This is a genomic window from Streptococcus ovuberis, from assembly GCF_012396585.1.
In the GTDB taxonomy this organism is placed as follows: domain Bacteria; phylum Bacillota; class Bacilli; order Lactobacillales; family Streptococcaceae; genus Streptococcus; species Streptococcus ovuberis.
Genome location: NZ_JAAXPR010000018.1, coordinates 1 through 24,406, shown reverse-complemented (window position 1 = coordinate 24,406; position 24,406 = coordinate 1). Strand labels below are relative to the sequence as shown.

23 protein-coding genes, 1 other RNA gene and 2 pseudogenes are annotated in these 24,406 nt (G+C 43.9%); 18 read left to right on the top strand and 8 right to left on the bottom strand.

Features of this window, described 5'->3' with window-relative positions:
• Positions 1-61 precede the first annotated feature (61 nt).
• The 6 genes from lacD to HF992_RS08965 all read right to left on the bottom strand — a co-directional run bounded on the left by lacD (position 62) and on the right by HF992_RS08965 (position 6,315).
• Positions 62-1,063 carry a tagatose-bisphosphate aldolase gene (gene lacD, locus HF992_RS08990; RefSeq protein ID WP_168549700.1) on the bottom strand — a complete coding sequence of 334 codons (1,002 nt, stop codon included), beginning with the start codon at positions 1,061-1,063 and terminating at the stop codon, positions 62-64.
• 12 nt (positions 1,064-1,075) lie between these two features.
• Positions 1,076-2,236, bottom strand: coding sequence for an N-acetylglucosamine-6-phosphate deacetylase (nagA, locus tag HF992_RS08985; protein ID WP_168549699.1), 1,161 nt, complete (start codon positions 2,234-2,236; stop codon positions 1,076-1,078).
• Positions 2,237-2,249: 13 nt separating this feature from the next.
• Positions 2,250-3,410, bottom strand: a complete 1,161-nt coding sequence (locus HF992_RS08980) for an AgaS family sugar isomerase (protein WP_168549698.1) — start codon at positions 3,408-3,410, stop codon at positions 2,250-2,252.
• A gap of 53 nt (positions 3,411-3,463) precedes the next feature.
• Entirely contained in the window at positions 3,464-4,183 is a 720-nt protein-coding gene (locus HF992_RS08975; protein ID WP_168549697.1) for a GntR family transcriptional regulator, read from the bottom strand.
• A gap of 250 nt (positions 4,184-4,433) precedes the next feature.
• The gene (locus HF992_RS08970) at positions 4,434-5,582 is read right to left on the bottom strand and encodes an AraC family transcriptional regulator (RefSeq protein WP_168549696.1); all 1,149 of its coding nucleotides are present in this window, start codon (positions 5,580-5,582) and stop codon (positions 4,434-4,436) included.
• Positions 5,583-5,607: 25 nt separating this feature from the next.
• Positions 5,608-6,315, bottom strand: coding sequence for a GntR family transcriptional regulator (locus tag HF992_RS08965; RefSeq protein ID WP_168549695.1), 708 nt, complete (start codon positions 6,313-6,315; stop codon positions 5,608-5,610).
• A 269-nt stretch (positions 6,316-6,584) separates the two neighbouring features.
• Between HF992_RS08965 and HF992_RS08960 the strand changes: the two genes are divergently transcribed.
• The 7 genes and pseudogenes from HF992_RS08960 to HF992_RS08930 all read left to right on the top strand — a co-directional run.
• The gene (locus HF992_RS08960; RefSeq protein WP_168549694.1) at positions 6,585-8,366 is read left to right on the top strand and encodes a beta-galactosidase; all 1,782 of its coding nucleotides are present in this window, start codon (positions 6,585-6,587) and stop codon (positions 8,364-8,366) included.
• Between the two features lie 3 nt (positions 8,367-8,369).
• Entirely contained in the window at positions 8,370-8,855 is a 486-nt protein-coding gene (locus tag HF992_RS08955) for a PTS sugar transporter subunit IIB (RefSeq protein ID WP_168549693.1), read from the top strand.
• Between the two features lie 44 nt (positions 8,856-8,899).
• Positions 8,900-9,811, top strand: coding sequence for a PTS mannose/fructose/sorbose/N-acetylgalactosamine transporter subunit IIC (locus tag HF992_RS08950; RefSeq protein WP_168549692.1), 912 nt, complete (start codon positions 8,900-8,902; stop codon positions 9,809-9,811).
• A complete protein-coding gene (locus HF992_RS08945; protein ID WP_168549691.1) occupies positions 9,798-10,616 on the top strand; it encodes a PTS system mannose/fructose/sorbose family transporter subunit IID in 819 nt (272 codons plus the stop codon). Before HF992_RS08950 ends, HF992_RS08945 begins: the two co-directional genes overlap by 14 nt.
• Before the next feature lie 3 nt (positions 10,617-10,619).
• A complete protein-coding gene (locus HF992_RS08940) occupies positions 10,620-11,027 on the top strand; it encodes a PTS sugar transporter subunit IIA (protein WP_168549690.1) in 408 nt (135 codons plus the stop codon).
• Between the two features lie 619 nt (positions 11,028-11,646).
• On the top strand, positions 11,647-12,651 hold the full coding sequence (locus HF992_RS08935; RefSeq protein WP_168549689.1) for an aldose epimerase family protein: 1,005 nt from the start codon (positions 11,647-11,649) through the stop codon (positions 12,649-12,651).
• Positions 12,652-12,706: 55 nt separating this feature from the next.
• A pseudogene (locus tag HF992_RS08930) lies at positions 12,707-13,417 on the top strand (family 4 glycosyl hydrolase); the annotation flags it as partial.
• A gap of 531 nt (positions 13,418-13,948) precedes the next feature.
• On the opposite strand, the gene HF992_RS08925 reads toward HF992_RS08930, so the two are convergent.
• Positions 13,949-14,284, bottom strand: a complete 336-nt coding sequence (locus HF992_RS08925; RefSeq protein ID WP_168549688.1) for an HIT domain-containing protein — start codon at positions 14,282-14,284, stop codon at positions 13,949-13,951.
• A gap of 89 nt (positions 14,285-14,373) precedes the next feature.
• Between HF992_RS08925 and tadA the strand changes: the two genes are divergently transcribed.
• From tadA to rpmH, 11 genes are all read left to right on the top strand, one after another.
• On the top strand, positions 14,374-14,853 hold the full coding sequence (tadA, locus tag HF992_RS08920) for a tRNA adenosine(34) deaminase TadA (RefSeq protein ID WP_168549687.1): 480 nt from the start codon (positions 14,374-14,376) through the stop codon (positions 14,851-14,853).
• A 58-nt stretch (positions 14,854-14,911) separates the two neighbouring features.
• An RNA gene (gene ffs, locus HF992_RS08915) (signal recognition particle sRNA small type) lies at positions 14,912-14,997 on the top strand.
• A gap of 512 nt (positions 14,998-15,509) precedes the next feature.
• The gene (locus tag HF992_RS08910; protein WP_425505603.1) at positions 15,510-15,869 is read left to right on the top strand and encodes a DUF898 family protein; all 360 of its coding nucleotides are present in this window, start codon (positions 15,510-15,512) and stop codon (positions 15,867-15,869) included.
• Between the two features lie 1,264 nt (positions 15,870-17,133).
• The gene (locus tag HF992_RS08905) at positions 17,134-17,580 is read left to right on the top strand and encodes a LytTR family DNA-binding domain-containing protein (RefSeq protein WP_168549686.1); all 447 of its coding nucleotides are present in this window, start codon (positions 17,134-17,136) and stop codon (positions 17,578-17,580) included.
• A 3-nt stretch (positions 17,581-17,583) separates the two neighbouring features.
• Positions 17,584-18,243 (top strand): LiaF transmembrane domain-containing protein, encoded by a 660-nt coding sequence (locus HF992_RS08900; protein WP_168549685.1) that lies wholly within the window; start codon positions 17,584-17,586, stop codon positions 18,241-18,243.
• An 84-nt stretch (positions 18,244-18,327) separates the two neighbouring features.
• A complete protein-coding gene (locus tag HF992_RS08895) occupies positions 18,328-19,587 on the top strand; it encodes an MFS transporter (protein ID WP_168549684.1) in 1,260 nt (419 codons plus the stop codon).
• 291 nt (positions 19,588-19,878) lie between these two features.
• The gene (gene gltX / locus HF992_RS08890) at positions 19,879-21,339 is read left to right on the top strand and encodes a glutamate--tRNA ligase (protein ID WP_168549683.1); all 1,461 of its coding nucleotides are present in this window, start codon (positions 19,879-19,881) and stop codon (positions 21,337-21,339) included.
• A 93-nt stretch (positions 21,340-21,432) separates the two neighbouring features.
• Complete coding sequence (gene rnpA, locus HF992_RS08885) at positions 21,433-21,792, top strand: ribonuclease P protein component (protein ID WP_168549682.1); 360 nt, start codon at positions 21,433-21,435, stop codon at positions 21,790-21,792.
• The gene (locus HF992_RS08880) at positions 21,776-22,582 is read left to right on the top strand and encodes a membrane protein insertase YidC (RefSeq protein WP_168549681.1); all 807 of its coding nucleotides are present in this window, start codon (positions 21,776-21,778) and stop codon (positions 22,580-22,582) included. Before rnpA ends, HF992_RS08880 begins: the two co-directional genes overlap by 17 nt.
• Positions 22,583-22,610: 28 nt before the next feature.
• Complete coding sequence (jag, locus tag HF992_RS08875) at positions 22,611-23,552, top strand: RNA-binding cell elongation regulator Jag/EloR (RefSeq protein ID WP_168549680.1); 942 nt, start codon at positions 22,611-22,613, stop codon at positions 23,550-23,552.
• A gap of 259 nt (positions 23,553-23,811) precedes the next feature.
• Positions 23,812-23,949 (top strand): 50S ribosomal protein L34, encoded by a 138-nt coding sequence (gene rpmH / locus HF992_RS08870; protein WP_083903309.1) that lies wholly within the window; start codon positions 23,812-23,814, stop codon positions 23,947-23,949.
• Between the two features lie 350 nt (positions 23,950-24,299).
• Here the strand turns inward: rpmH and HF992_RS08865 are convergent.
• Positions 24,300-24,406, bottom strand: a pseudogene (locus HF992_RS08865) (IS30 family transposase); the annotation flags it as partial.

Here is a 24,406-nt window from a genome sequence, read left to right as displayed (position 1 = left end):
GGTCATTATCCTGAAATGGCTTAGCAGTGCTCTATAGTTTGGTATCCTTTGTTGAGATGGTTTAGCCGAGGCTTACTTTGTCAGTCCAAGGGCTAGCTGTTTCAGCTAGTACACTGTTGAGGTCTTCCATATTTTTACGACCATGTTCAGCTAGCCAAGTACGCCCAGCATCGTCGCCATCTGCAGCATATACGCCGACTGCATCTGCCCAAGTTGCACGGCCACAGAGCACACCGTTGAAGTCTGATCCAGCTTCCTTGGCAAAACGTAGAGTATCTTGGAAGAGGCTGGCTGAGACACCTGCGCTCAAGAAGATAAATGGCAGGTGAGTAGCATCGGACTGAGCCTTGAAGAGGTCAAGCGCTTCTTGGCGGGTATGTAGTGGTGCGACACCATCTTTCGTGAAGCCTTCGACATAGGCCATATTGATAGGGACTTCCACTTTTAAGACGTCAACATTGTAACGAGCTTCTGAAAAGACTTTCATGGCTTCAATAACTTTGTGGGCTTTAACTTTAGCGTACTCCTCGCCCTTGACATCAATGTCGCTTGCGTCGTAGGTTAAGATTTCAAGGAAGTAAGGGATATCTTCAGCTACACACTCAGAACCAACACGTTCGACCCAAGCTTTTTTGATGTCGTTAATCTCGTCGCTTTCGTCAATATCAAAGTAAATCAAGACCTTAACAGCATCTGCTCCTAATTCCTTGATACGTTTAGCTGACCAGTTTGGCAGAAGATCTGGAATTCTGCCGACAGTTGTTGCATCATAACCTGTTTTTTCGTAAGCGACAATCAACCCGCTATTTTCTGCCCGCAACTTGGTGGCTGGAACACCGTACTCTGGGTCTAGAAGAATCGAAGTGGAGAAGGGGGTCAACTCTTGAGAAATCAATTCCTTGAAGCGGATGATAGACTCCTCACCAGTAGAGCCACCACCTGCGATAATCATTTTCCGAAGGGCGCCACGTTGGTCAATGGCTAGGGCACCAATGATATCCTCTTGGTTTGAAAGGTTCTTAAGGTGTTGAAGTTTTCCGGGAGTAAGTGTTAATCTTGTCATAATGCTTCCTTTCTAGTGGATGGTTTCGTTAATATAGTAGACTTCCCCATTGATGAAGGTTGCCTTGAGATTAAGTTGGTCATCTAAGACGATGAAATCAGCAGGATAACCTGGATCAATCTTGCCGCAACGGTCATCGATGCCAACAGAAGCTGCTGGATTGAGGCTGGCCATACGAAGGGCTTCTGCAGGGGTAGCAATCCCCCAGTTGACCACATTTTGAACACCTTGGATCAGTTCAAGGATAGAGCCAGCTAGACTTCCGTTGTGTTTGAGGCGGGCGGTACCGTCTTTGACGATAACATCGAATTCTCCTAGAGTTGATTCGCACTCACCCATGCCTCCGGCACGCATGCAGTCAGTGATAAGAACTGTTTTTTCAGGACCGGTTGCCTGCATGACGATTTTAGCAGAAACGGGATGGACGTGGTGCCCGTCACAAATGAGCTCGTCATATTGGCCTAGGGTCAGGGCTGCACCAACCACACCAGGCTCACGGTGGTGAAGACCGCGCATGCCATTGTAGGTGTGGACAAAGATGTTGGCGCCTGCTTCGACCGCTAAACGGCACTCTTCATAGGTGGCATCTGTGTGAGCCAGGGCGCTATAGATATTTTGGGATTTGGCGTGCTTGATGAAGTCAATTGCACCGTCACGTTCAGGCGCTAGGGCGATTTTTTTGACCCACCCATTGGAGAGCTTCTGCCAGTCATCTAGATAATCGGTAACGGGATCGCTCATGTAGCTGGGGTTTTGCGCACCCTTGTAAACTTCACTGAAAAAGGGACCTTCAAGAAATATTCCTTGAATCTTCGCGCCTTCAAGGCCTTGATCAGCCACTTGGCCGACCGTTTCACAGACAGCATTGAGCTGGTCTCTGGGCGCTGTCAGGGTTGTTGGAAGGTAAGAAGTTACCCCACAGGAGGGAAGGCCAGCAGAGATGGCCCTAAGACCTTCGGCGGAGTTATCCATCACATCATGGCCCATAAAACCATGAATGTGGGTGTCAACAAGGCCAGGCGCGATGCTGTAAGCACTGTAATCGATAATCTCGCCATCAGGCTGATTGTCTTGATAGCTTCCCAAGGTTCCGTCTTCTAGAATAGGGAGGTATCCCGGTCCCTTTACTTCATCCGTAAAATAAAATTGTTTGGCATAAAGGTATTTTGTCATAGTGAGCTCTTTTCTAAGTCAGTGGGTGAATCGTAACCCCTTTGACAACGCGGTTAACGGTGCCGCTCGGAGAGGGGGTATCAGGCTTATTGTTAACCTTAATAGCTGTGAGCAGAGAGATGGTTTGACCGAAGATGGCGTATGGAAGCGCGAGGTAAGCATCTGGAATAGTGCTATAAGCCTTGTCGAATGTAAAGTTTTCGCCGCTAAAGTCAAGGTCATTAGAAACCTGAATACCACAAGTCAAACGAGCGATTCCGTCGCCAGAAATTTCGTTGAGGATATCAAGATCGTATTGGCGTGTGTAGTGATCGTTTGAAACGAAAACGAAGATTAGGGTTTTGTCGTTAACAAAGGATTTGGGACCATGACGGAAACCAAGCGATGAATCAAAGCAAGTGGCGATTTTTCCAGCTGTCAATTCGAGGATTTTGAGTTGAACTTCTCGAGCAAGACCTGCTAGAGCACCAGAGCCAAGATAGACTACGCGGTCAAAGTCTAGGTCAACATAAGTTTGTAAGTCAGCCTCGCTATTGATGACAGCTTGCCCCAGTTTAGCAATAGCAGGAATGTAGCTTTCTTTGTCTTCTAGACTTGCTTGATCAAAGATTAAGGTAGCGGTCAGGGTCATACAAGTGAAACTGCCAGTCATGGCAAAACCAGCATCGTTGGAGCGTTCAGGCATAAGCAATAAGAGGTTGCGCGCATCGCCTTGAGCATTTTGCGCCAATTTACCTTCTGGTGCACAAGTGATAGTGACTTGGTAAAAGTCTTTGACGATTTGTTGCCCCATCTGGACACTGGCAAGACTTTCAGGAGAGTTGCCAGAGCGGGCAAAGGAGACCAAAATCGTTGGAATATCAGCCTTGAAATAGTCGTGTGGGTTTGAAACTAAGTTTGTGGTAGCTACTGACTGGAAATCGAAGCGATCTTCGTCGCCGACACGTTTGAGATAAGGCAATATCGTATCTCCGACATACTGAGAAGTACCAGCTCCAGTGAAGATCAAGCGTAATTGACCTTTAGGGAGCTGAGCAAAGAAATCTTCGATGCGGGTAAGATTAGCCTTGTAGTAGTCGAAGGCTTCTAACCAGAGTTCAGGTTGCTGGCGGATTTCACGTGTTGTGATTTCGGCACCCAGTTTCTCTAACTCGGTCGTCGGTAATTGAAACATAAACATCCTCCTTGGAAATAGTGATGCTATAGGCTTTTTGGCCCATAAAGGAATTAACGGTTATTATAGTGCCTCACTTGATAGAAGAAACGATCATGGCGAGCAACGCTTGAAGTATACTCAATGATTGCTCTATCCTGATTATAGGCTTTCCGGCTGAGGCTGAGGCAGGCGTCTCCTGCTTTGACTCCTAGAAGCTTCGCTTGTTCTTGGGTCAATAGATCAGCCATAAAAATCTCATCAGCGAATTGAATGCTCTGATTGTATTGGGTTTCAAATAGGTGATAGAGCGAGCGCTCTTCAATATCTTGAGCGGATAAATTGGGGAAGTATGTGACCGGCAGATAAGTCATCTCCAGCATCATAGGCTCATCATCAGCCAAACGAGACCGATAAAGGTACCAGAGAGGCGCATAAGGCTCGACTTCTAGCTCTTTAGCGAGCCTGTCGTCAGCCACCACTTGTCCGAAACCTAGAATCTGACTAGTTGGCTTTTTACCTAAGGACTGCATTTGTTCTGAAAAACTGTAGCCCATACTTAGTTTGGGGTGGTCACGCCAAGCAGACGAAGTGAAGGTTCCTTTGCCGTGCTGGCGAGAGATATAACCGAGATGCTCTAAATGGTTTAGTGCAGCACGAACAGTGGTCCGACTGACGTCGTATTGGCGACAAATCTCTCTTTCGGACAAAAATTTTTGAGGTTTGCCTAAAGACTTGATCTCTTTGATCAGTTGGTCGCTCAATTGAAGATACAGGGGTTTCATTTCAATCATATAAATCACCTCCGAATTGGTAATGACCAGTTACCACTATTGTACTCCTTTTTTTGGAAAAAACCTAGATGATAATTTAACAAAATTATAGGCCTTGTTTTCAAAATGAACGATTTCATAAAAGGCTCATAGAAAATCTAGGAAGGACTACTGATTAGACCTCTAAAAGGCATAAAAAGCTTGGAATCGATAAACAAAACTGCCGATTCCAAGCTTTTTCAAAGAGTTTCAGTGATTGAGTAAGCAATGTTTAAATCTGCTTGTAGATTTTTTTAGCATATTCCGAAGGAGGATAGCCAAAGGCGTGTTTAAAGGACCGAGAGAAAGCTGGTAGGGATTGGTAGCCAACCATTCGAGAAATCTCGGTGAGAGAATGGCTAGAATCGCGCATGAGAATCTTGGCCTGTTTGAGGCGCTGTTCTTCGATATAGGCTCTTGGCTGCATGCCAACGAATCGTTGGAAAAGAGCTTGGATATTAGAACGAGACATGCCGAAATGATGACTGATATCAATCACTCGAATACCGGGACTTTGCTTGATATAGTCTGTGATTTGCTGAATGGTATCCTCGTCGTACTTCTCTTTCATCGAAGTGACGCTGCCTGTTGTCGGTCTTGTTTCTGAAATCAGAGAAAGGATGAGCAGCTTAAGGCGAGCCAGCAATTGATCATTTTTATAGGGTGTGTCCTCTTCTTCGCTGATCCGTATTAGCCCTTCTAACTGAGAAACTTGTCCAGAGTCTAGATGGAAAACTCGGTCGAAAAATCTAGGGTCCTCAAGGGTCATATCAAATAAAATAGTGATATAAGTAGTCGTTTCATCCACTTTAACGGTTTGGGAATGTGACTGGTTCTTCTGATAAAGAATGGCGTCATTGCGTTCCAGGTGATACGAGACACCATCAACGGTTGTTTCTAGTTGGCCTTGTTCTACAATGGTCAGTTCACAATAATTGTGGCGATCAACACCGAAGTGATAAGGTGCTTTCTTCACTTGATAATAGAGGGCATAGATTTCAGATAACTGTACCTCTGGTTCGATTGATTGTTTCGGAATAGGGTCTGTTAAAAGTTGCTCAATCGCTTGACTGTCGGGTGCATGCTTGAGTTGAACCTGGCTAGATTCCGAGATGCTGGTTACATTAAAATAAACATTGGAGAACAGTTTGACGGTGCCGTGGAGGATGAATTTTTCAAAAGGACCACTGACTTTTTCGGATACAATCAGCATTGTAATGCCAGATGTAGCTGTTAAATAAATAGGCTTATCATAGGCTAAATAGTGAGTGATTGGCTTGCGCGTCAGAGAAAGGTTGTGGATCCTATGGGATTTAGGTCCGTCTTTGGGAACGGACCTAAAAAAATGGTTTCTAGAAATCGCTGAAGTTTTGGTAAACATAGGAACTCCTTTGGATAGTAGTTGATTAATGGTCGGAGGTTAACTGGAATTTGTAAAAATTCCATTTTTTATACGATTCAATGTATTCGTAGACAGTATTGCTAGCCTCATTAAAGGTGGTGCGGATTTGAAGGACGACAGGTTCATCTGTTGTCGTGTTAAGGAGTTTAGCAACATGTTCTGGTGTCGGAAGAGTGATTTCATTGGTCTCGATGAAATCTTCTTCATTCATATGGATGTTGAAGTCCTCCTTAAAATGTTTGTAAATCGAATTATAATAGGAAAGTTCTGGGTAGTCTTCGTTGATATAGGCTTCAGGAATGAAAGATTTCTGGTAAATATAAGGAACATTATCGGCTTGTCGGATTCTCTCAATGCGATAATAGGCACCGTTTTTCCCTAGTTTTAGCTTTTTAAGAATGTTAGGATCTTGCTCGCGAACAATGGCTAAAACGGTCACCTGGTCCTGTTCAACAGGGAAGAGCTCGACATCTGAAAAAAGGACACGTTTCCCTTTGCGTGCCCTGGAAACAAAGGTTCCCTTGCCCTGTTGGCGCGTGAGGTAACCTTCTGCAACTAGGTCGTTTAAGGAACGAATGACTGTAATTGAGCTGACTTGATAGATGTCCATTAGCTCTGCTTCGGTGTAGAATTTATCGCCACTTGCAAACTTACCTGATCGGAGTTGCTGTTTTAGGTCATTCTTGATCTTCTGATATTTAGGGGTTCTCATAGGCGTCTATCCTTTCTAACATAAGATTTAGTTTTTAAGATTCTTCACTTATCATATTAACATAAAATAAAATTTAAATAAAGCGAATTCATAACTTGGGAAAAAGATTTGATTTGATTAAAATGAGATGATATTTTTTTGAAAACGGCACCAAAAAAATTAAAAATGTTAAATGCGATGATTGACTTTCGGTTTCAAAAATAATATTATATCAATATACGAAAGCGGTTCCTTTAAAAGAGGATTGTTGGAGGAGAAAGGAGGTAATTGTGACAAGATTTCAGATAAAAGATGACTTTTATCTAGATGATAAACCATTCAAAATTATGTCTGGGGCGATTCATTACTTCCGCGTTCACCCTGATGACTGGTACCACTCGCTTTACAACCTTAAGGCATTAGGGTTTAATACCGTTGAGACTTATGTTCCGTGGAATGCCCATGAACCGCAAAAGGGTCGATTTGATTTTACAGGGATTCTAGATTTGGAACGCTTTCTGGATTTGGCTAAAAGTCTTGACCTGTACGCGATTGTTAGGCCTTCGCCGTTCATTTGTGCTGAATGGGAGTTTGGGGGATTACCGGCTTGGCTATTGACTCAGGAGGTTAAGATTCGTCGGTATGATCCAGTTTTCTTAAGACATGTAGCAGATTACTATGATGTGCTCATGCCTAAGTTGGTCGAACGTGAACTTGATCGCGGTGGCAATATCCTCATGCTTCAAATCGAAAATGAATATGGTTCGTTTGGGGAGGAAAAGGCTTATCTTCGAGCGATTAGAGATCTCATGTTGGAACGTGGCGTCGGTGTTCCCTTCTTTACCTCGGATGGCTCTTGGCGAGCGACTCTTCGAGCGGGGAGCATGATTGAGGACGATGTCCTTGTGACAGCTAACTTTGGTTCAAGAGCAAAAGAACGGTTTACCTCTGTTCAGGACTTCCTAGACGAACATGGCAAAAAATGGCCTCTCATGTGTATGGAGTTTTGGGATGGCTGGTTCAACCGGTGGAAGGAACCTATTATTCGAAGGGATCCAGAAGAGCTGGCTCAGTCGGTCAAGGAGTGCTTGGAGCTTGGTTCGATCAATCTTTACATGTTTCATGGTGGGACTAATTTTGGTTTTATGAACGGTTGCTCGGCTAGAGGTGAGAAAGATCTTCCCCAAGTAACATCTTATGACTATGATGCGCCACTTGATGAGCAGGGCAATCCAACCGCTAAATATTATGCTCTGAAAAAGATGCTCCAAGAACTTTATCCTGAGATAGATCAAAAAGAGCCTCTCATCAAAGCTAGCTTGGAGTATAAGGCTATTCCGCTCAAGGACAAGGTTTCGCTCTTTGAGGCTATAGATTCTCTGGCAAAGCCGACGGTTTCGACTTATCCACAAACCATGGAAGAACTGGGGCAATCTACCGGCTATCTACTCTACCGCACGCATCTTGAGAATGATAAGTCTGAGCCAGAACGCCTTCGGCTGATTGACGGCCGAGACCGTGCGCAAGTCTTCGTGAATCAAGAGCATGTGATCACCCAATATCAGTCGGAGATTGGCGACGACATCTTCTACCAACTTCCAGACGGAGAGAGCCAGCTAGACATCCTCATGGAAAACATGGGCCGCGTTAACTATGGACATAAACTCTTGACGGAAACCCAACGTAAAGGTCTCAGACAAGGCGTTATGGCTGATCTTCATTTTCTGACAGAATGGGAGCAGTATTGTCTGCCGCTAGACAACCTCGAAGCGCTTGATTTTTCGGGCCAATGGCAGAGCGGTCAACCAGCCTTCTATCGATACGAAGTAGAGCTAGATGAATTGGAAGATACCTTCTTGGACTTGGAAGGGTTTGGCAAAGGAGTAGCCTTTATCAATCGTGTTAATCTCGGCCGATTTTGGCAGGTGGGACCGATCCTTTCCCTCTATATTCCGAAAGGCTATCTCAAAAAAGGCCGAAATGAAATTATCGTCTTTGAGACGGAAGGGCAAGCGCCTGACACAATTAACTTAATCAAAAAACACCATTATTTAAAAATGGAGGAGGAATAACTTATGGCAATTATAGGAACACGTATCGACGGACGTCTCATCCACGGTCAAGTAGCTAATTTGTGGACTTCTAAGTTGCAAGCTAGCCGTATCATGGTTATTGACGACGAAGTGGCACAAAATGACATCGAGAAGCAAGGCTTGAAATTGGCTTGCCCTCCAGGCGTTAAACTATCTATCCTGCCAGTAGCTAAAGCAGCTGAAAACATTCTAGCTGGTAAGTATGACTCACAACGTCTCTTTATCGTTGCCCGTCGCCCAGACCGCTTTTTGAAACTGGTTGAACATGGGGTGACCATTCCAGAACTCAACGTTGGGAATATGTCCCAAAGTCCTGAAACACGTTCTGTGACGCGCTCCATCAACGTTGTAGACAAAGATATCGCAGACTTTGACGCCCTACATGCAAAAGGTGTTAAACTGATTGCTCAAATGGTGCCAAACGATGCTGCTAAAGACTTCTTACCGCTTCTTGAGAAGGTAAGATAACCTTAATTTTCGGAAATCATTTTAAATTTTTAGGAGGAAACATCATGATTCAATGGTGGCAAATACTTTTACTCACGTTGTACTCATTCTATCAAATCTGTGATGAGTTAACGATTGTTTCATCTGCTGGTTCGCCAGTCTTCGCTGGATTTATCTCCGGTCTCGTTATGGGAGATGTTCAGACCGGTCTCTTGATCGGTGGTAGCTTGCAGCTTATGGTTCTCGGTGTCGGTACCTTCGGTGGTGCTTCGCGTATCGATGCAACGTCTGGTGCGGTTCTTGCAACAGCCTTCTCGGTTGCCCAAGGGATTGACCCTGAACAGGCGGTTGTAACGATTGCAGTACCGGTAGCGGCTCTCTTGACTTACTTGGATATCTTAGGTCGTATGTCAACAACTTTCTTCGCTCACCGTGTGGATGCAGCCATTGAGCGTTTCGACTACAAAGGCATTGAGTTGAACTATCTCCTCGGTGCCATTCCATGGGGTCTCTCACGTGCCCTTCCTGTCTTCCTTGCTCTGTGGCTTGGTGGTGGCTTCGTTGAAAACTTGGTAGCTACTATCGATAACTACAAGTGGTTCGCAAACGGTTTGGTTCTTGCTGGTCGTATGTTGCCAGGTCTCGGTTTTGCGATCTTGCTTCACACCCTTCCTGCAAAACGTTACTTCCACTATTTGGCAATGGGCTTTGGCTTGACGGCTATGTTGACTGTGCTTTATGGCAACATTTCAAGTCTCGGTGGAGCTGTAGGCAGCTTGGTTGGTGCGGTTAATGAAACGCTTGGTGCAGATGCAGCGATTGCCTTCACAAACAACTTCAAAGGCTTGTCAATGATCGGTATTTCTATCATCGGTGTTTTCTTGGCAGTCCTTCACTACCAAAACGCTCGTCGTACAGCGGTTGCAGCGCCAGTATCTAACGTAGAAAGCGGGGAAATCGAAGATGACGAATTCTAATTACAAATTAACCAAAGAAGATTTTAATCAGATTAACAAACGTAGCTTGTTCACCTATCAATTGGGTTGGAACTACGAGCGGATGCAGGCATCAGGTTACCTCTACATGATCTTGCCACAGTTGCGCAAAATGTATGGAGACGGCACACCCGAATTGAAAGAAATGATGAAATTGCATACGCAATTCTTCAATACTTCTCCTTTCTTCCATACTATTATCACAGGTTTTGACCTCGCCTTGGAAGAAAAAGAAGGGATCGCTTCAAAAGATGCGGTTAACGGGATCAAGACAGGTCTCATGGGGCCATTTGCCCCTCTGGGTGATACAATTTTTGGTTCCTTGGTACCAGCTATCATGGGTACTATTGCAGCGACAGCAGCAAGAGAAGGCCAGTGGTGGGGCGTCTTGCTCTGGGTATTGGTTGCTGTGGTTTACGACATCTTCCGTTGGAAACAATTGGAATTTGCCTACAAGGAAGGGGTTAAGCTGATCACCACTATGCGTGATACCCTCACAGCTATCATTGATGCCGCTTCAGTTCTTGGGGTCTTCATGATGGGTGCCTTGATTGCTACCATGATTAACTTTGAAGTATCGTGGGCTCCAACTATCGGTGAGAAAGCCATTGATATTCAAGATATCTTGAACACGATCTTCCCTCGTTTGGTACCTGCGATCTTTACAGGATTTGTCTTCTGGCTCTTGGGCCGTAAAGGCATGAACTCAACCAAAGCGATCTTGATCATCATTGCTCTTGCGGTTGCCCTGTCTGCCTTTGGTCACTTCGTGTTAGGAATGGCGTAATCTATGGCGAAGCAATTAGTATTGATTAGTCATGGAAGCTTCTGTGAAGGCTTGAAGGCCAGCACAGAAATGCTGATGGGTCCTCAAAATAACATCCATACAGTTGTTTTGGAACCCTCAGAGGGAGTTGAAGATTTCCGCGCTAAGCTTGAAGCTGTGATCCATGATTTCGAGGATGTCGTAATCTTTGCAGACTTACTTGGAGGTACGCCCTGTAATGTTGCCTCACGTCTTCTTTTAGAAGGACGCGAGTTCGACCTTTATGCTGGTATGAGCATGCCAATGGTGATTGGCTTCATCAATAACGAATTGGTAGGAACCAATGAGGACTTGGTGGAATTTGCAAGTACTAACATCAAAAAAGTCAATGATTTACTGGCAGCGTCTGATGAGGACGACGAAGACGAATAATACCCCAAAAATCAGGTTTTTAGTTAACATTTTTTAGAGAAAAGGCTATACTAAAGATAAGCCTAACAAGAAATAAGGCTGGGACGAGGGTCCTGGCCTTTAATGATATTTTAGTCAATGAAGAAAGACGCAGTGAATGGGAACTCGCACAGCCGGAGTTGGGCGGTACAAGTTGTTCCCTAGAAATTGAAAAGAGACAGTGCTGGTTTTGTTAGTTTTACCCCTAGACAGATCGTTAGGTGCTTTAACATCAATGAGACAATGCTGATGCTTCGAGGTGCTTGAGCCTTGAAGGTGGGAAAACGTGAGTTGCAAAGCAACGCTATTCTCTAAAATACTGATTTCAATACCTTTTACAGCTCTAATGAATTGGGGAAACATGTTTCCCGAATTCCCAACCTCAAAAGCCTCCCCGAATCTTTTGAGATGTGCTGAGGTGGTTAAAAGGTCTCTCAGACCTTTTTAATCGGGAAATGGGACTTGCAGAGCAAGTGTCGAAACAGGTCTGAGGATAGACTTCCTTCAGCCTGAATTTGAAAAATAAAAAGGGAGGGGAAATTGACTGTTTTGAGTTACAGTTTTTTCTCCCACTTCCGTTTTCGATTACAAGGAGGATAAGATGGCAATTACAGTGAGTGAATTTGGAGCAGAACAATCTAAACTTTATCGCCTGACAAGTGAAACAGGAGTGGAGGTAGCCTTGACTAACTTTGGGGCTCGTATCGTTGAGTTTTGGGTACCTGATTCTGATGGTAAACGCAATATTGTTGTTGGCTATGCTAGTGATGAAGCTTACCGTCAAGAGGATGTATACATTGGCGCAATAGTAGGTCCAGTTGCCGGGCGACTGTCTGGGGCAGAGATTACTTTGGGTGAGGAGACATTCAACTTAACGGCAAACGAAAAAGGTAACAACCTTCACGGTGGTCCAGAAAGTTTGCACACAGCCTATTGGGATACAGAATTTTTGAGCGATTCATCCCTAGCCTTCACAACCGTCTTAGCGGACGGTCAAAATGGCTTCCCTGGTCCGATTGCAGTCAAGGTCATCTACGAGTTGGTTGGAAATGCCCTAACCTATCGTGTGGAAGGGGTATCTGAAAAAGACACCGTCTTTAATCCGACCAACCACGTCTACTTTAACTTGGATGGTGATGTGACTAAGGTGATTGGTCATCACAAATTAAAGATTAAGGCCAATCAGTACGCACCGCTGAAAGAAGACAATACCCCAGCAGGGCATTTGGAAAACGTAGCAGATACAGTTTTTGACTTCCGTGACTTTGCACCGATTGGCCAAGGGTTCCATCGTGATGACCTGCAGCATCAGATCGCACAAGGTTATGATCATGCTTGGGTTCTTGACGCTGAAGCTCCTCAAGTAGAAGTTAAATCCTCTGATGGCAAGATGAGATTAACTTTGGATACAGATTTGCCGTCTGTTGTTATTTATACTTACGGTTGGCCTGTGGCAGAAGGACGTGAGATTGTGCCACACGGAGCCTTTACCTTAGAGACCCAACTCTTGCCAGATGCCATGGTCAATCCTGGTTTTGGCGATATTACCCTAAAAGCTGGTGCTGTCTTTACTAGTCAGACGACCTTTACAGTCACGCTAGCTTAATCCAGTTTAAACCTTATAACCCCCTCCATTCAACTAAGAGCAATGGAGGGGTTTAATCTTTGAAAAAGGTCAGGACCTGTTGCCACAGCTAAGGGAGGATGTTCTTTCTGGTAAAATGGATACCCTTCTTCAATCAAATGAAGAAACAAAAGCAGATCAGTATTGGATTGATACTTACAAACAGATGATTAGTCTCTTCAAGAGGTTCCCGGATTACTTCCCTAACTGTTATTTGCAGTATTATCTGACACCTGACGAAATGCTGGAACACGATGATATTAATTTTACACGTGGTGACTATGTTATGGAGGGACGTGAAAAGCGTATCTATGAAGAATGTCGTCGTGTCATTGCTGCAGGAACAGCAAAAGATTCTTCTTTACATGCAGGTGTGCATGGAAACTATATTGTAGACATTGCTTATGCCATTATACACAATACAAGGGAGCGGTTTACAGTCAATAAAAAGAACCACGGTGCTATTTCAAATTTTGACCCTGAAGCTGTAGTGGAAGTACCTGCTTATGTCGGCAGTATGGGAGCAGAGACAATCAACATCGGTGAAATCCCAACGTTCCAAAAAGGGCTCATGGAAATGCAAAAAGCTTATGAGAAAAAGACAGTTGATGCGGCTCTGACAGGTTCCTACCAAACTGCCCTAGAAGCCGTGATGCTGAACAAAACCATTCCTAATTATACTGTTGGTAAAAAGGTTCTTGATGAGCTTTATGAGGCCAATAAAGACTATTGGCCAGTACTGAAATAATAGCAAACATTTTGAAAGTGAGAAACTATATGGAAAAACGGACATCTCTAACTGCGGAAATGCTCGTTTTTTCTATTCTGAAACTAGTTTTTGCCCAGTCTCTTTTCTTATAGTACTGAAACAGAGATTTGGATATGTCACTCCTAGATTGGCGGTATGAAGCAGTTACACTAAGAATAGACAGTCTTATAAAGTATTCTACACTAAATAAAATAGGGGAATTATATGTTTGGAAAACTACGCCGCCATTATACGGGCGACTTGAAACAATCAGTCGTGGATTTTCACAATGTCGGTGTGAAAGGTAGCTCACTGATCAAATAATATGAGCCAACCCACTACAGTTGATAAAGAGGTTCAATTAAGAAAAAATACTTGAAGCGATTGCGGCAGACGTAATCTATATCCGTGTTAGCAAGTGCTGTGCTTAGATTTGCTTGATCATTGTTCTATATAATCGAGAAGTGCTTGGCGTGTCAGTTGGTTGCTAGAAAGTCTGCAGTGCTTGAAACAACAATGCTTTGTCTAGGTCTAGAGCTTTTGGCGAAATGGTTTCCCAGAAACCATCACTTGATTGTCTAGAATGGCATGGACATGCGGGTGTGTGCCTGGGTCCATGAGCTGCCCATTGTTACAGGCAAAGGTCCAGTCATAATTTGGATAGAGATTGTAAAGGGCACTAATGAACTGTTTTTGGACCTGAAGAAGCTCTAGCGCAGCCTGATTGGATAGATCTGTCAGATTGACCAAAAGCGCTTTAGTGATAATCAGCAAATGCCTTGCCTGGATAGGGTCGATGTCAAAGATTAAGTAACAATGCTCTGTTTCAAGCAGTGGGCGTCGTGTTGAAGGTGATAAAAGATACACGTCATAGGCATTCCTTTTCGATTGGTTATTTTATAGCTAAGTATAGCATAGGGGCTTACAAAGTCAAGAAGATCTGATAGAATAGCTTTATGGAATACACACTTGAAGAAAAAGAAGGCTTTATGCGGGAAGCCTTAAAGGAAGCCGAGAAGTCTTTGGACAAGGACGAGATCCCTATCGGTTGTGTCATAGTCAAAGACGGGGAAATCATCGGTCGCGGGCACAATGCGCGTGAGGAGCTCAATCAGGCGGTCATGCATGCCGAAATCATGGCTATTACCGAGGCGAACGCTCATGTGGGCAATTGGCGACTTTTGGACTGCACCCTGTTTGTGACCATTGAACCTTGTGTCATGTGCAGTGGGGCCATTGGTTTGGCTAGGATTCCACAAGTCATTTATGGGGCGACCAATGCCAAGTTTGGTGCAGCAGGTAGCCTCTATGACATTTTGAGGGATGAGCGCCTCAACCATCGGGTCGAGGTGGAGACGGGCGTTTTAGAAGAAGCTTGCGCTTCTGTGATGCGATCTTTTTTTAAGGCGAGACGCGAGCAAAAAAAGGTGAACTAGCACTCATTTAACAGGCAATCTATGAGACTTGCTTATCTGTCGATTTATGATATAATAGATTCTGGAGCAACATCTTTGCGTGAAGCGGGTCAGGGGAGGAATCCAGCAGCCCTAAGCGAAGTAAGGTGTGTGCTCTTTTTGTATATAGACGAAAAGCCCTTTGAAATCAAATTTTCAGAGGGTTTTTCATAATCCTTGTTTATAAGGTGAGAAAATGGTAAGATAGGTTCAAAACAAGGACAAGAGCAGCTTAGGAGGCGACTATGACTAAAGAAGAATGGGTGGAATGGTTTCAAGCGGTGAACGGCCGTAATCCCTTGCCAGAAGAATTTCTGGTGGCCAAAACTAAGGGAGAATTTAGGCAAAATGATCCCTTGCCACACCCTCAAGGGTTGACAGATTTAGCGGACAAACACCTGGTTAATCAGCGAGGTCCATTGAAGGTTGATTGGAAAGAAATGCCAGATTCAACTTCATCAGATGAGACTAATGACGTAACACCAACTGCTGGAGATCCCTTGATCTCGCCTGAATCTCTTGATCAGTTGAAGGAAAAGACCAAGCTCTATTCAGGGATTGTTGCAGAAAAAGTAAAAGATGGCGCTAGTTTGGCAGCGAGCTATGCCAAGGAAGGTGTGGACATGACAGCGACGTATATCAAGGACGCCAAGGAGCGCCAGCTCCAAGAACAGGCGAACTTTAAAGACACGGGTTCCTATTTTGATGGCAGTGTATTAGAGTATATCATCTATTCTGTAGGGGTTGCTTTCTTTATGGTCGTGACCCTTGGTCTTGGTCTGCCTTGGGCCCTATGTGCCTGGAAGAAATGGGAGGTTCGACATACTGTCATTGGCGGGCGTCGCCTACGTTTTGATGGCACAGGTCTTCAGTTGTTTGGAAACTGGATCAAATGGTGGTTACTGACCCTGATTACCTTTGGTATTTATGGTTTTTGGGTCTATGTCAGGTTAATGCAATGGATCACCAAGCACACGCATTTTGCAGACGAATGGTAAAGAAATGAAAAAATTAGAAAAATAGGTTTGGCACATCTCCTTTTGATGAGCATGTCCGCTTGTTCGGTTAGCAAACAAAAAACCAACAACCGTTTCTACGACCTCTTCATTAGAAGAGAAGACGGAGCCTGCCCATCACGGGTCGTACTGCAGAGGGTGTATGGTGAGAGATTATTCTCGTCAGTAAAAAGTACCTTTATCGGCTCGGCTGATGATGCACTAGGTAAGCTTTCAGAAGCCCGGCTTACTTTTTTTGAGGATTCTTACACAAATATAAGCGTTAGGATTCTCGAGTTTTAATCAGTACAGTGGGTAATCGCGGTTATGGTTATCAGGCTAGCCGTTATGGTGCCTAGGTCGCTAGAGATGGGCAGGCAGGGGCAGATCGTTATTCTGCTAGAGCCGGTTACAGTGAACATCAGACGGCTGTCTTTGATGTCTTAGATGGGATTAGTTAATTGTCAGAAGAGCTTGAAGCGGTCGCTTGACTTGAAAAGCATGCGCATGATTATGTCTATATGATCCGTTACCCTAGCGATATAGAAGAAATCGTAGGCTCTAGGGGAGAAACTGGGCATTTGCGATAGATTGACAAGAAGTCAAAGAAATTTATGAGTCTGGCTTAACCTTATAGGAATATTTTAAGGTTTTTGGTGGTTATGATGATTGGCTCTGATTGGCAGTCAGAGAAATAGAGTGCACCTCTTTGTTGATTTGGAGAACAGGATCAGAGAGGATGTGACCTGTCTAAAGAAGGGTCTTTTGTTCCCAGATGCAGTGGTGGTATGCGGAGCTGTCTACGATGTCAACAGTGGTCATGTGATAGAGGTAGTATAAATCATGAGACATGCGCTTGAAAGAGTGTGTGTTTTTGTTATAACTTCAAGACAATTTTTCCTGTAAAGATTAATAAGGCTTTGAGCTCCCGTTTATGAATAATAGGTGTGAGTGGGCGGATCAATGTTTTGTTAAAACAATACAAAGAGACTGATAATAAGAAAGTAATCAGTAGGCTAATCACTCCAGCTGATACTCAACAAAAATCAAAAATAGCTTCGGAAGCGAAGTTTATGATAGAACAGGGGATTATCGCAGCGAGTTGTTAACGGCTATCAGTATAAAATCGCATAGAATCTACCAAGGTCACTAGTCTGGGTAGGTTTTTTTACCACTTAGGCGGTATTGGTGACCACTTACTGAAAATGCCTTGTTTTTTCCAATCTGCTTGGTATAATAAGAACATCAAAAGAAAAGGAGGGCCTAGATGAAAATCAAGATTGAGCTGGATGAGCAGTTGGATGATGTAGAAGTCGTGATTCGTGCTAGTCGATTGGGGCCGGAGATCGAGCAGATTCAGCAGCTATTGGCCCAAGCCAAGCGCCCTCCTTTGATTTTTTACAAGGGCAACAGCGAGTACTTCCTAGATGTTCAGGACCTTCTCTTTTTCGAGACAGACGGGGCAAAGATTTATGGACATACCAAGAACAAGGCCTATGAAGTCAAGCTCAAACTCTATGAACTAGAGGATTACTTGCCCAGTTACTTTTGCCGGGTGGCCAAGGCGACCATTGTCAACACCAAGTCCATCTATTCCTTGGACAAGTCCTTTTCAGGGACCAGTACGATTCGGTTTTATGATACCCACAAGCAGGTCCATGTCTCGCGGCATTATTATCAACTATTAAAAGAAAAATTACGAGAAACGAGGTAGCCTATGAAAAAAACAATGATGGGGGTCGGTCTGATTGTGCTGGCAGGCCTGTTGGTCTTTGGTCATTATCTTCCCACCTTGTCTCTGCCCTGGTGGAAATTACTCTTGGTGGCTGGTTTTGGACTAGATGCACTCCAAAATGTGTTTCGAAAAGACATCAAAAGTAGCTATATTGGCTTTGCTTTAGTCTTTGTCCTTCTAAATAGTGAGTATGGCTGGATCAAAGTTGGGATTTGGACCTTGCTTTTTGCTCTCGTTTTGGCTTATTGTGGGATAAGGATTTTGGTTCCTAAAAAACGGACCTGGTCAGGTGGTCTAAAGTCTGTAAGAGGTATTCAGTCGAGTGATGGAGACGTGGCCTTTGGCTCGGTCACCCGGTATATCAACGACGATGATTTTAAACATGGTGGCGCAGATATCGCTTTTGGGAGTGCGGATATTTATTTTGATAATGCAAGGATTGTAGGTGATGCAGCGAGTTTTACTATTGATGTTGCCTTTGGATCAGCAAGGTTACATGTGCCTAGAACCTGGCGTGTAGACATTCAAGCGGATAAGGCCTTTAGTACGATTGAGCAGGAGCATCCACCTGTTGAGTATGAGAAAACTTTAAAACTGGAAGTGGATTTGGCTTTTAGCAGTTTGGAAATTCTGTATATCTAAATTTTAGGGCAGCAGGCCTGCTCTAAAATTTATCGGAATAGTTGTCTGAAAATTCTGTCTTTTTATATTGAAGAAAGGAACCCCATGAAAAAACTACTTAGCAACAAGATTTTTATGCTGGTCTTTGCCAGCGACATGCTCTCCAACTTTGGTGATGTGCTTTATTATCTGGCGCTGATGACCTATGTTTTGGACTTGCCTGATGCCAAAATAGCCATTGCCCTAGTCAGTGTCTCGGAGACCTTGCCGATTTTGACAGGCTTTCTCATGGGTTATCTGGCAGACCGGACCCCTGATAAGGTCAGGACTATTCTCTATACAATGGCCTTTCGGACAGGGCTCTATGCCCTTCTTGGGATAGCCATGGGCTTTAGGCCGAGCTTGGGGATTGCCCTTCTGGCTTCTGGGATTAACCTTTTGTCTGATTTGGCTGGGCAATACGAAAACAGCCTCTACACGCCGCTGAGTTTGCGGATTGTGGCAGATGAGGATAGGGAAGTCGCCTTTTCCTTTCAGCGGGCAGTCTCTTCTATTTTTTCCATCGGCTTTCAAACAGCGGGCGCCATGCTGGTTTCTGTCCTTTCTTATCGAGCGATCGCCTGGCTAAACAGTGGGACCTTTTTGGTCTGCCTATTGACGATGCTCTTCTTACATCCTAGTCTTGCAAGAATGCTTGCGCAAAGACCCTTGAAAATTGAGCAACGAGCCGAAGGCGAGAGTTTCCTGTCTGACCTTTTCAAGAGCTTACAGACGGCAGTCAGGGAATGTTTGGCTCTGCCGGAGTTGCGGACCATCATGGTCATTGTGCCCCTGATCAATGCCCTTTTTAGTGTTGTGCCTATTCTGTTGACGGTAGCCATCAATAGAGATCCTCACTTTGTGCTCATCAATCCTGCGACCACCCTTGCTGCGGTTTCTGTTTCCATGCTGGTAGGAGGGATCCTAGGCAGTGTATTGGGAATGACCGTTTTTAAAAGGTTAGGTATTATGCGCATGATCCAGTTTACGTCTCTTTTAGTGCCATTGCTCTTTCTTGGTTTTTATCTGCGTTTCCTTCCTGGATTTTTCGTGGTTCTCTTTGTGGCAATGCTTCTGGCTGCGGGAGTCAATCCTAAGCTCAATGCCCTGATTATGAACCGCCTGCCCGAAGAAAAGATTGCTATGATTAGCAACGGAATTGGAACCTATTTTCACTTGGGAACTTTGGTCTTTCGCTTATTAGTTTCAGCTTTGGTTGTGGCCGTTCCGCTAGACATGCTCCTACTAGGCTTTCTGATCCTAGGAATCATCGTGGCAGTTTACTCGTCTTTGGGTCAAGGCTTGATCAAGAAAAAGATGGCCTGATTTTCAATGGGACGACAAACGTATGAAGAAAACTTTGGTTTCAGAAAACAATTTTTCAGGGAATTGGTGTGCTTTCTAGATAAAATTTGTGGTATAATTTCTGTGATATGAACAGAATGGTACTGATTATCTGAATGTTTTCAAGAAATTTTTTGAAACAATGCATGTAGCTAGAAAATGGTTGCATGCATTTTCTTCATGCGTACGGCATGTTTCAATGGTCTTTCGTCTTCATTTTTCCGGAAAACGTGCTATAATAGAAACGATTGAAAAAAATAAAGAGGAAAAATGATGACACAAGCTATTCGCGTGCGTTATGCACCAAGTCCAACAGGGCTCCTGCACATTGGGAATGCCCGTACAGCCCTTTTTAACTATCTTTATGCCCGCCACCACGGAGGAACTTTTCTGATCCGTATTGAGGATACTGACCGCAAACGCCATGTCGAAGACGGCGAGCGTAGCCAGCTTGAAAATTTGCGCTGGCTAGGGATTGACTGGGACGAAAGTCCAGAGACCCACGAAAACTACCGCCAGTCTGAGCGTTTGGAGCTCTATCAGAAGTATATCGACCAGCTGCTTGCGGAAGGCAAGGCCTACAAGTCCTATGTCACAGAAGAAGAATTGGCTGCTGAACGGGAGCGCCAGGAAGCAGCAGGTGAAACACCGCGTTATATCAACGAGTATCTTGGTATGTCAGAAGACGAAAAAGCAGCCTACATCGCAGAACGTGAGGCGGCCGGTGTCGTTCCAACAGTTCGCTTGGCTGTGAATGAAGTGGGTATCTACAAATGGACCGATATGGTCAAAGGTGAGATTGAGTTTGAAGGCGGCAACATCGGAGGGGATTGGGTTATTCAGAAGAAAGATGGGTATCCAACCTATAATTTTGCTGTTGTGATTGATGACCATGAAATGCAGATTTCCCATGTTATCCGTGGAGATGACCATATTGCTAACACGCCTAAGCAGCTTATGGTTTATGAAGCCCTCGGATGGGAAGCTCCAGCTTTTGGCCACATGACACTGATTATCAATAGTGAGACAGGCAAAAAGTTATCCAAACGTGACACGAATACCCTGCAATTTATCGAAGACTACCGCAAAAAAGGTTACTTACCAGAAGCAGTCTTTAACTTCATTGCGCTTTTGGGGTGGAATCCTGGTGGGGAAGAAGAAATCTTCTCTCGGGAGCAGTTGATCGAACTCTTTGATGAAAACCGCCTCAGCAAGTCGCCAGCAGCCTTTGACCAGAAGAAGCTGGACTGGATGAGTAATGACTATCTAAAAACAGCCGATTTGGAGACAGTCTATGCCCTTTGTAAACCATACCTAGAAGAAGCTGGCCGGTTAACTGACAAGGCGGAAAAGCTGGTAGAGCTTTACAAGCCACAACTCAAGTCAGCAGATGAAATTGTTGGTTTGACAGATCTCTTCTTCTCAGATTTCCCAGAATTAGGTGAGGCAGAAAAAGAAGTCATGGCAGCTGAGACAGTTCCTGCTGTTCTGGAAGCCTTCAAGGCTAAGCTTGAGGCCCTTCCTGAAGAAGACTTTGTTGCAGAAAATATCTTCCCGCAAATTAAGGCGGTCCAAAAAGAGACGGGAGTCAAAGGCAAAAGCCTCTTTATGCCAATTCGGATTGCTGTCTCAGGAGAAATGCACGGACCTGAATTGCCAGATACCATCTATCTTTTGGGACGTGAAAAATCAATTGCACATATCAATCAAGTGTTGGCAGGATTGACTAGCTGATCATAAGGAGAATGACCAAGAATACGCGTGTATTCTTGGTTTTTTTGAAAAATATGTTATAATGATAAAGGAATTGATAGGTGGAGGTTATCTTTGAGAAAAAGCTATCGTATCAAAAAAGAAAAGGATTTTTCAGCTATTTTCAATACTGGTCAGAGCAAGGCCAATCGAAAATTTGTCGTCTATCATTTAAAACAGAATCAGAAGCATTTTCGGGTGGGCCTATCGGTTAGCAAAAAGCTTGGAAATGCAGTGACTCGAAATGCGATCAAGAGACGCTTGCGTCATATTCTCATAGCCCATCGCAATCATATCGTGACCGAAGATTTTGTTATTATTGCTCGTAAGGGAGTAGAGCAGTTGAGTTATCAAGAGCTCGAAACCAATCTCTTACATGTTTTAAAATTAGCAACTATTTACCAAGAAGGAAAACAACGTGAAACGAAAGATTAAACTAACGCTGATGCTAGCGGTTGGATTAATGGTTTTGACGGCCTGTGGAACAGGGCCTATCACCAGTGAGACAACGGATTTTTGGGACAAATTTGTCTATTTCTTTGCCCAAGCGATTCGCTTTTTAGGGGTGGGTGGTAATATCGGTATTGGGATCATTCTCTTTACCCTAATTATTAGGACGCTTCTTTTGCCCCTTTCTAAAGTTCAGATGGCATCTAGCCGTAAGATGCAGGACTTACAACCTAAAGTTAAGGAACTGAGAGAGAGATATCCTGGTCGAGACAATCAGTTACTATTGACGGAAGAAATTCAGCGACTTTATAAGGAAGAAGGCGTCAATCAGATGGCTTCCATGTTGCCACTCTTTGTTCAGATGCCAATCCTTATCGCTCTCTTTCAAGCCTTGAGCCGTGTTGATTTTCTAAAAACAGGGCAATTCCTTTGGCTTAATCTTAGCCAAACAGATCCCTACTATATCCTTCCGATTTTGGCGGCTGTTTTTACCTTCCTGAGCTCCTGGTTGATGAGCAAGGCTCAGTTGGAAAAAAGTGGCATGATGACTGCGATGACTTATTTGATGACTGCCATGATTTTTTGGTTTGCCCTCAGGAGTTCTAGTGGTGTAGCTCTTTACTGGACAGTCAGCAACGCCTACCAAGTATTCCAGACCCTCTTGTTTAATAATCCTTTTAAAATCATAGCAGAGCGAGAAGCGGAGAGGTTAGCAGAAAAGCAACGTATGGTCAGAATCCGAAAAGCCCAGAAAAAAGCTAAGAAACGAAAATAATCATAATAAATCATTTAGGAGACAAACGATGTTATTTACTGGAAATTCTGTTGAAGAAGCGATTCAAAATGGTCTAAAAAGTTTAAATATCCCTCGTCATAAGGCTCATATTACAGTTGTGGCGCGTGAGAAAAAAGGTTTTCTAGGAATTGGGAAAAAACCCGCTCAAGTTGAGGTTGAAGCGATTAACGAAGTAACTGTCCAAAAAGCCAACCAGAAGGCTGTTCGTGGTGTGCCTGATGAAATCAATGCTAAAAATGAACCTGTTAAAAGCGTTAGTGAGGAAACGGTTGACTTGAGTCGTGTCGTCGCAGCGGTTAAAGAATACGAGAAACAAGGGGAAATTGTCGGTGAGGATGTTAAGGCTGAAATTTTGAAGAATGACAAATCGGCAACTACTATTTTAGAAGAAACAGGTAAGATTGAGATTCTTAAAACAGTTGAGGCGGAAGCTACGACAGCAACGAGCTTTGAAGATCTTGATATCCAAGTGGAAAAACAGCACCAAGTGGAGGATGTGTCAGCAGAGGTAGCTAGCTATCTTCAAAGTGTTCTTGATGGCATGGATGTTGAGGCGGAATTAGATGTCAGTCATAACAACCGCTCGATTAACATTCAGATTGAAACCAATGAACCAGGGCGAGTGATTGGTTATCATGGTAAGGTCTTGAAGTCACTTCAACTCCTAGCTCAGAATTACATTTACAACAACTATTCACGTCATTTCTATGTCAGCCTCAATGTCAATGACTATGCAGAACACCGTGCCGAGGTCCTGCAGGGCTATGCGCAAAAGGTTATTGAACGGGTTTTAGAAACAGGTTCGGCTTACCATACGGATCCGATGTCTAACAACGAGCGCAAGATGATTCACCGTATCGTATCCAAGGTGGATGGTGTGACGTCCTATTCAGAAGGCAATGAGCCGCACCGTTATGTCGTTATTGATATTGATGGAAAAGATGAATAGTCCTTGGAGCCGTTAGTCTGTCCCTGCCTCTTGCTATTGATGGGCTTGGGGTAGTGAATAGGGGGAGGGGAGAACTTAGGAACGTCCTGTTTTGACTACCCCAAAAGACGTTTAGCTGTTTTTCTGCAAAATATTAACCAAGACAGTGATAAGTAGCTTGACAAATAGAAGCTATTTGGATAGAATAGTAAGGTATGTTTAGTAACTGATCAAAATAGCCGGCTAAACGAATACGAAAATTCTAGAGGAGGTATTCATTGTGAAACGTACTTTTCAACCAAGTAAAATCCGTCGTGCGCGTAAACATGGTTTCCGTAACCGTATGTCTACTAAAAATGGACGTCGCGTATTAGCAGCTCGTCGCCGTAAAGGCCGTAAAGTTTTAGCTGTTTCCTAAGAGACGAATAAGAAGAGACCAATGGGAACTCGAGCCTATTGGTTTTTATTTTTTAGTCTTGCAGCCACTTTTCCATCAGTGCTTGTGTAGAGTGCCTTATACTTAACAAAAATCAAAACCTGAATCATTTAGTAGTCATCGAGTACGTATTGTTTGAACCATGTAGCAACTCCCAAAATAGTCGAAGAGCCTGCTATGCTCAGGTTTTGAATTTAATTAAATATTAGCTGAGTAGCTAAATAATTATAGGTGACTCTTCCTCTAGTTCAGTTAAAGAACCCTTTCATGAACCGGGTGTTTAAAATAGTTTTGTGCTTCATACTAACTTTTAGCTAAATTTCAAGTCCAAGTTAGGCATTTAGTAAAAATTGTCTAGGAGATAAATAGTTCAAACATTTCTTTGGATAGTTGTTAATCCAATTTTCGATGAAGGCGACCATTCTTGTGGTCGTTTTCT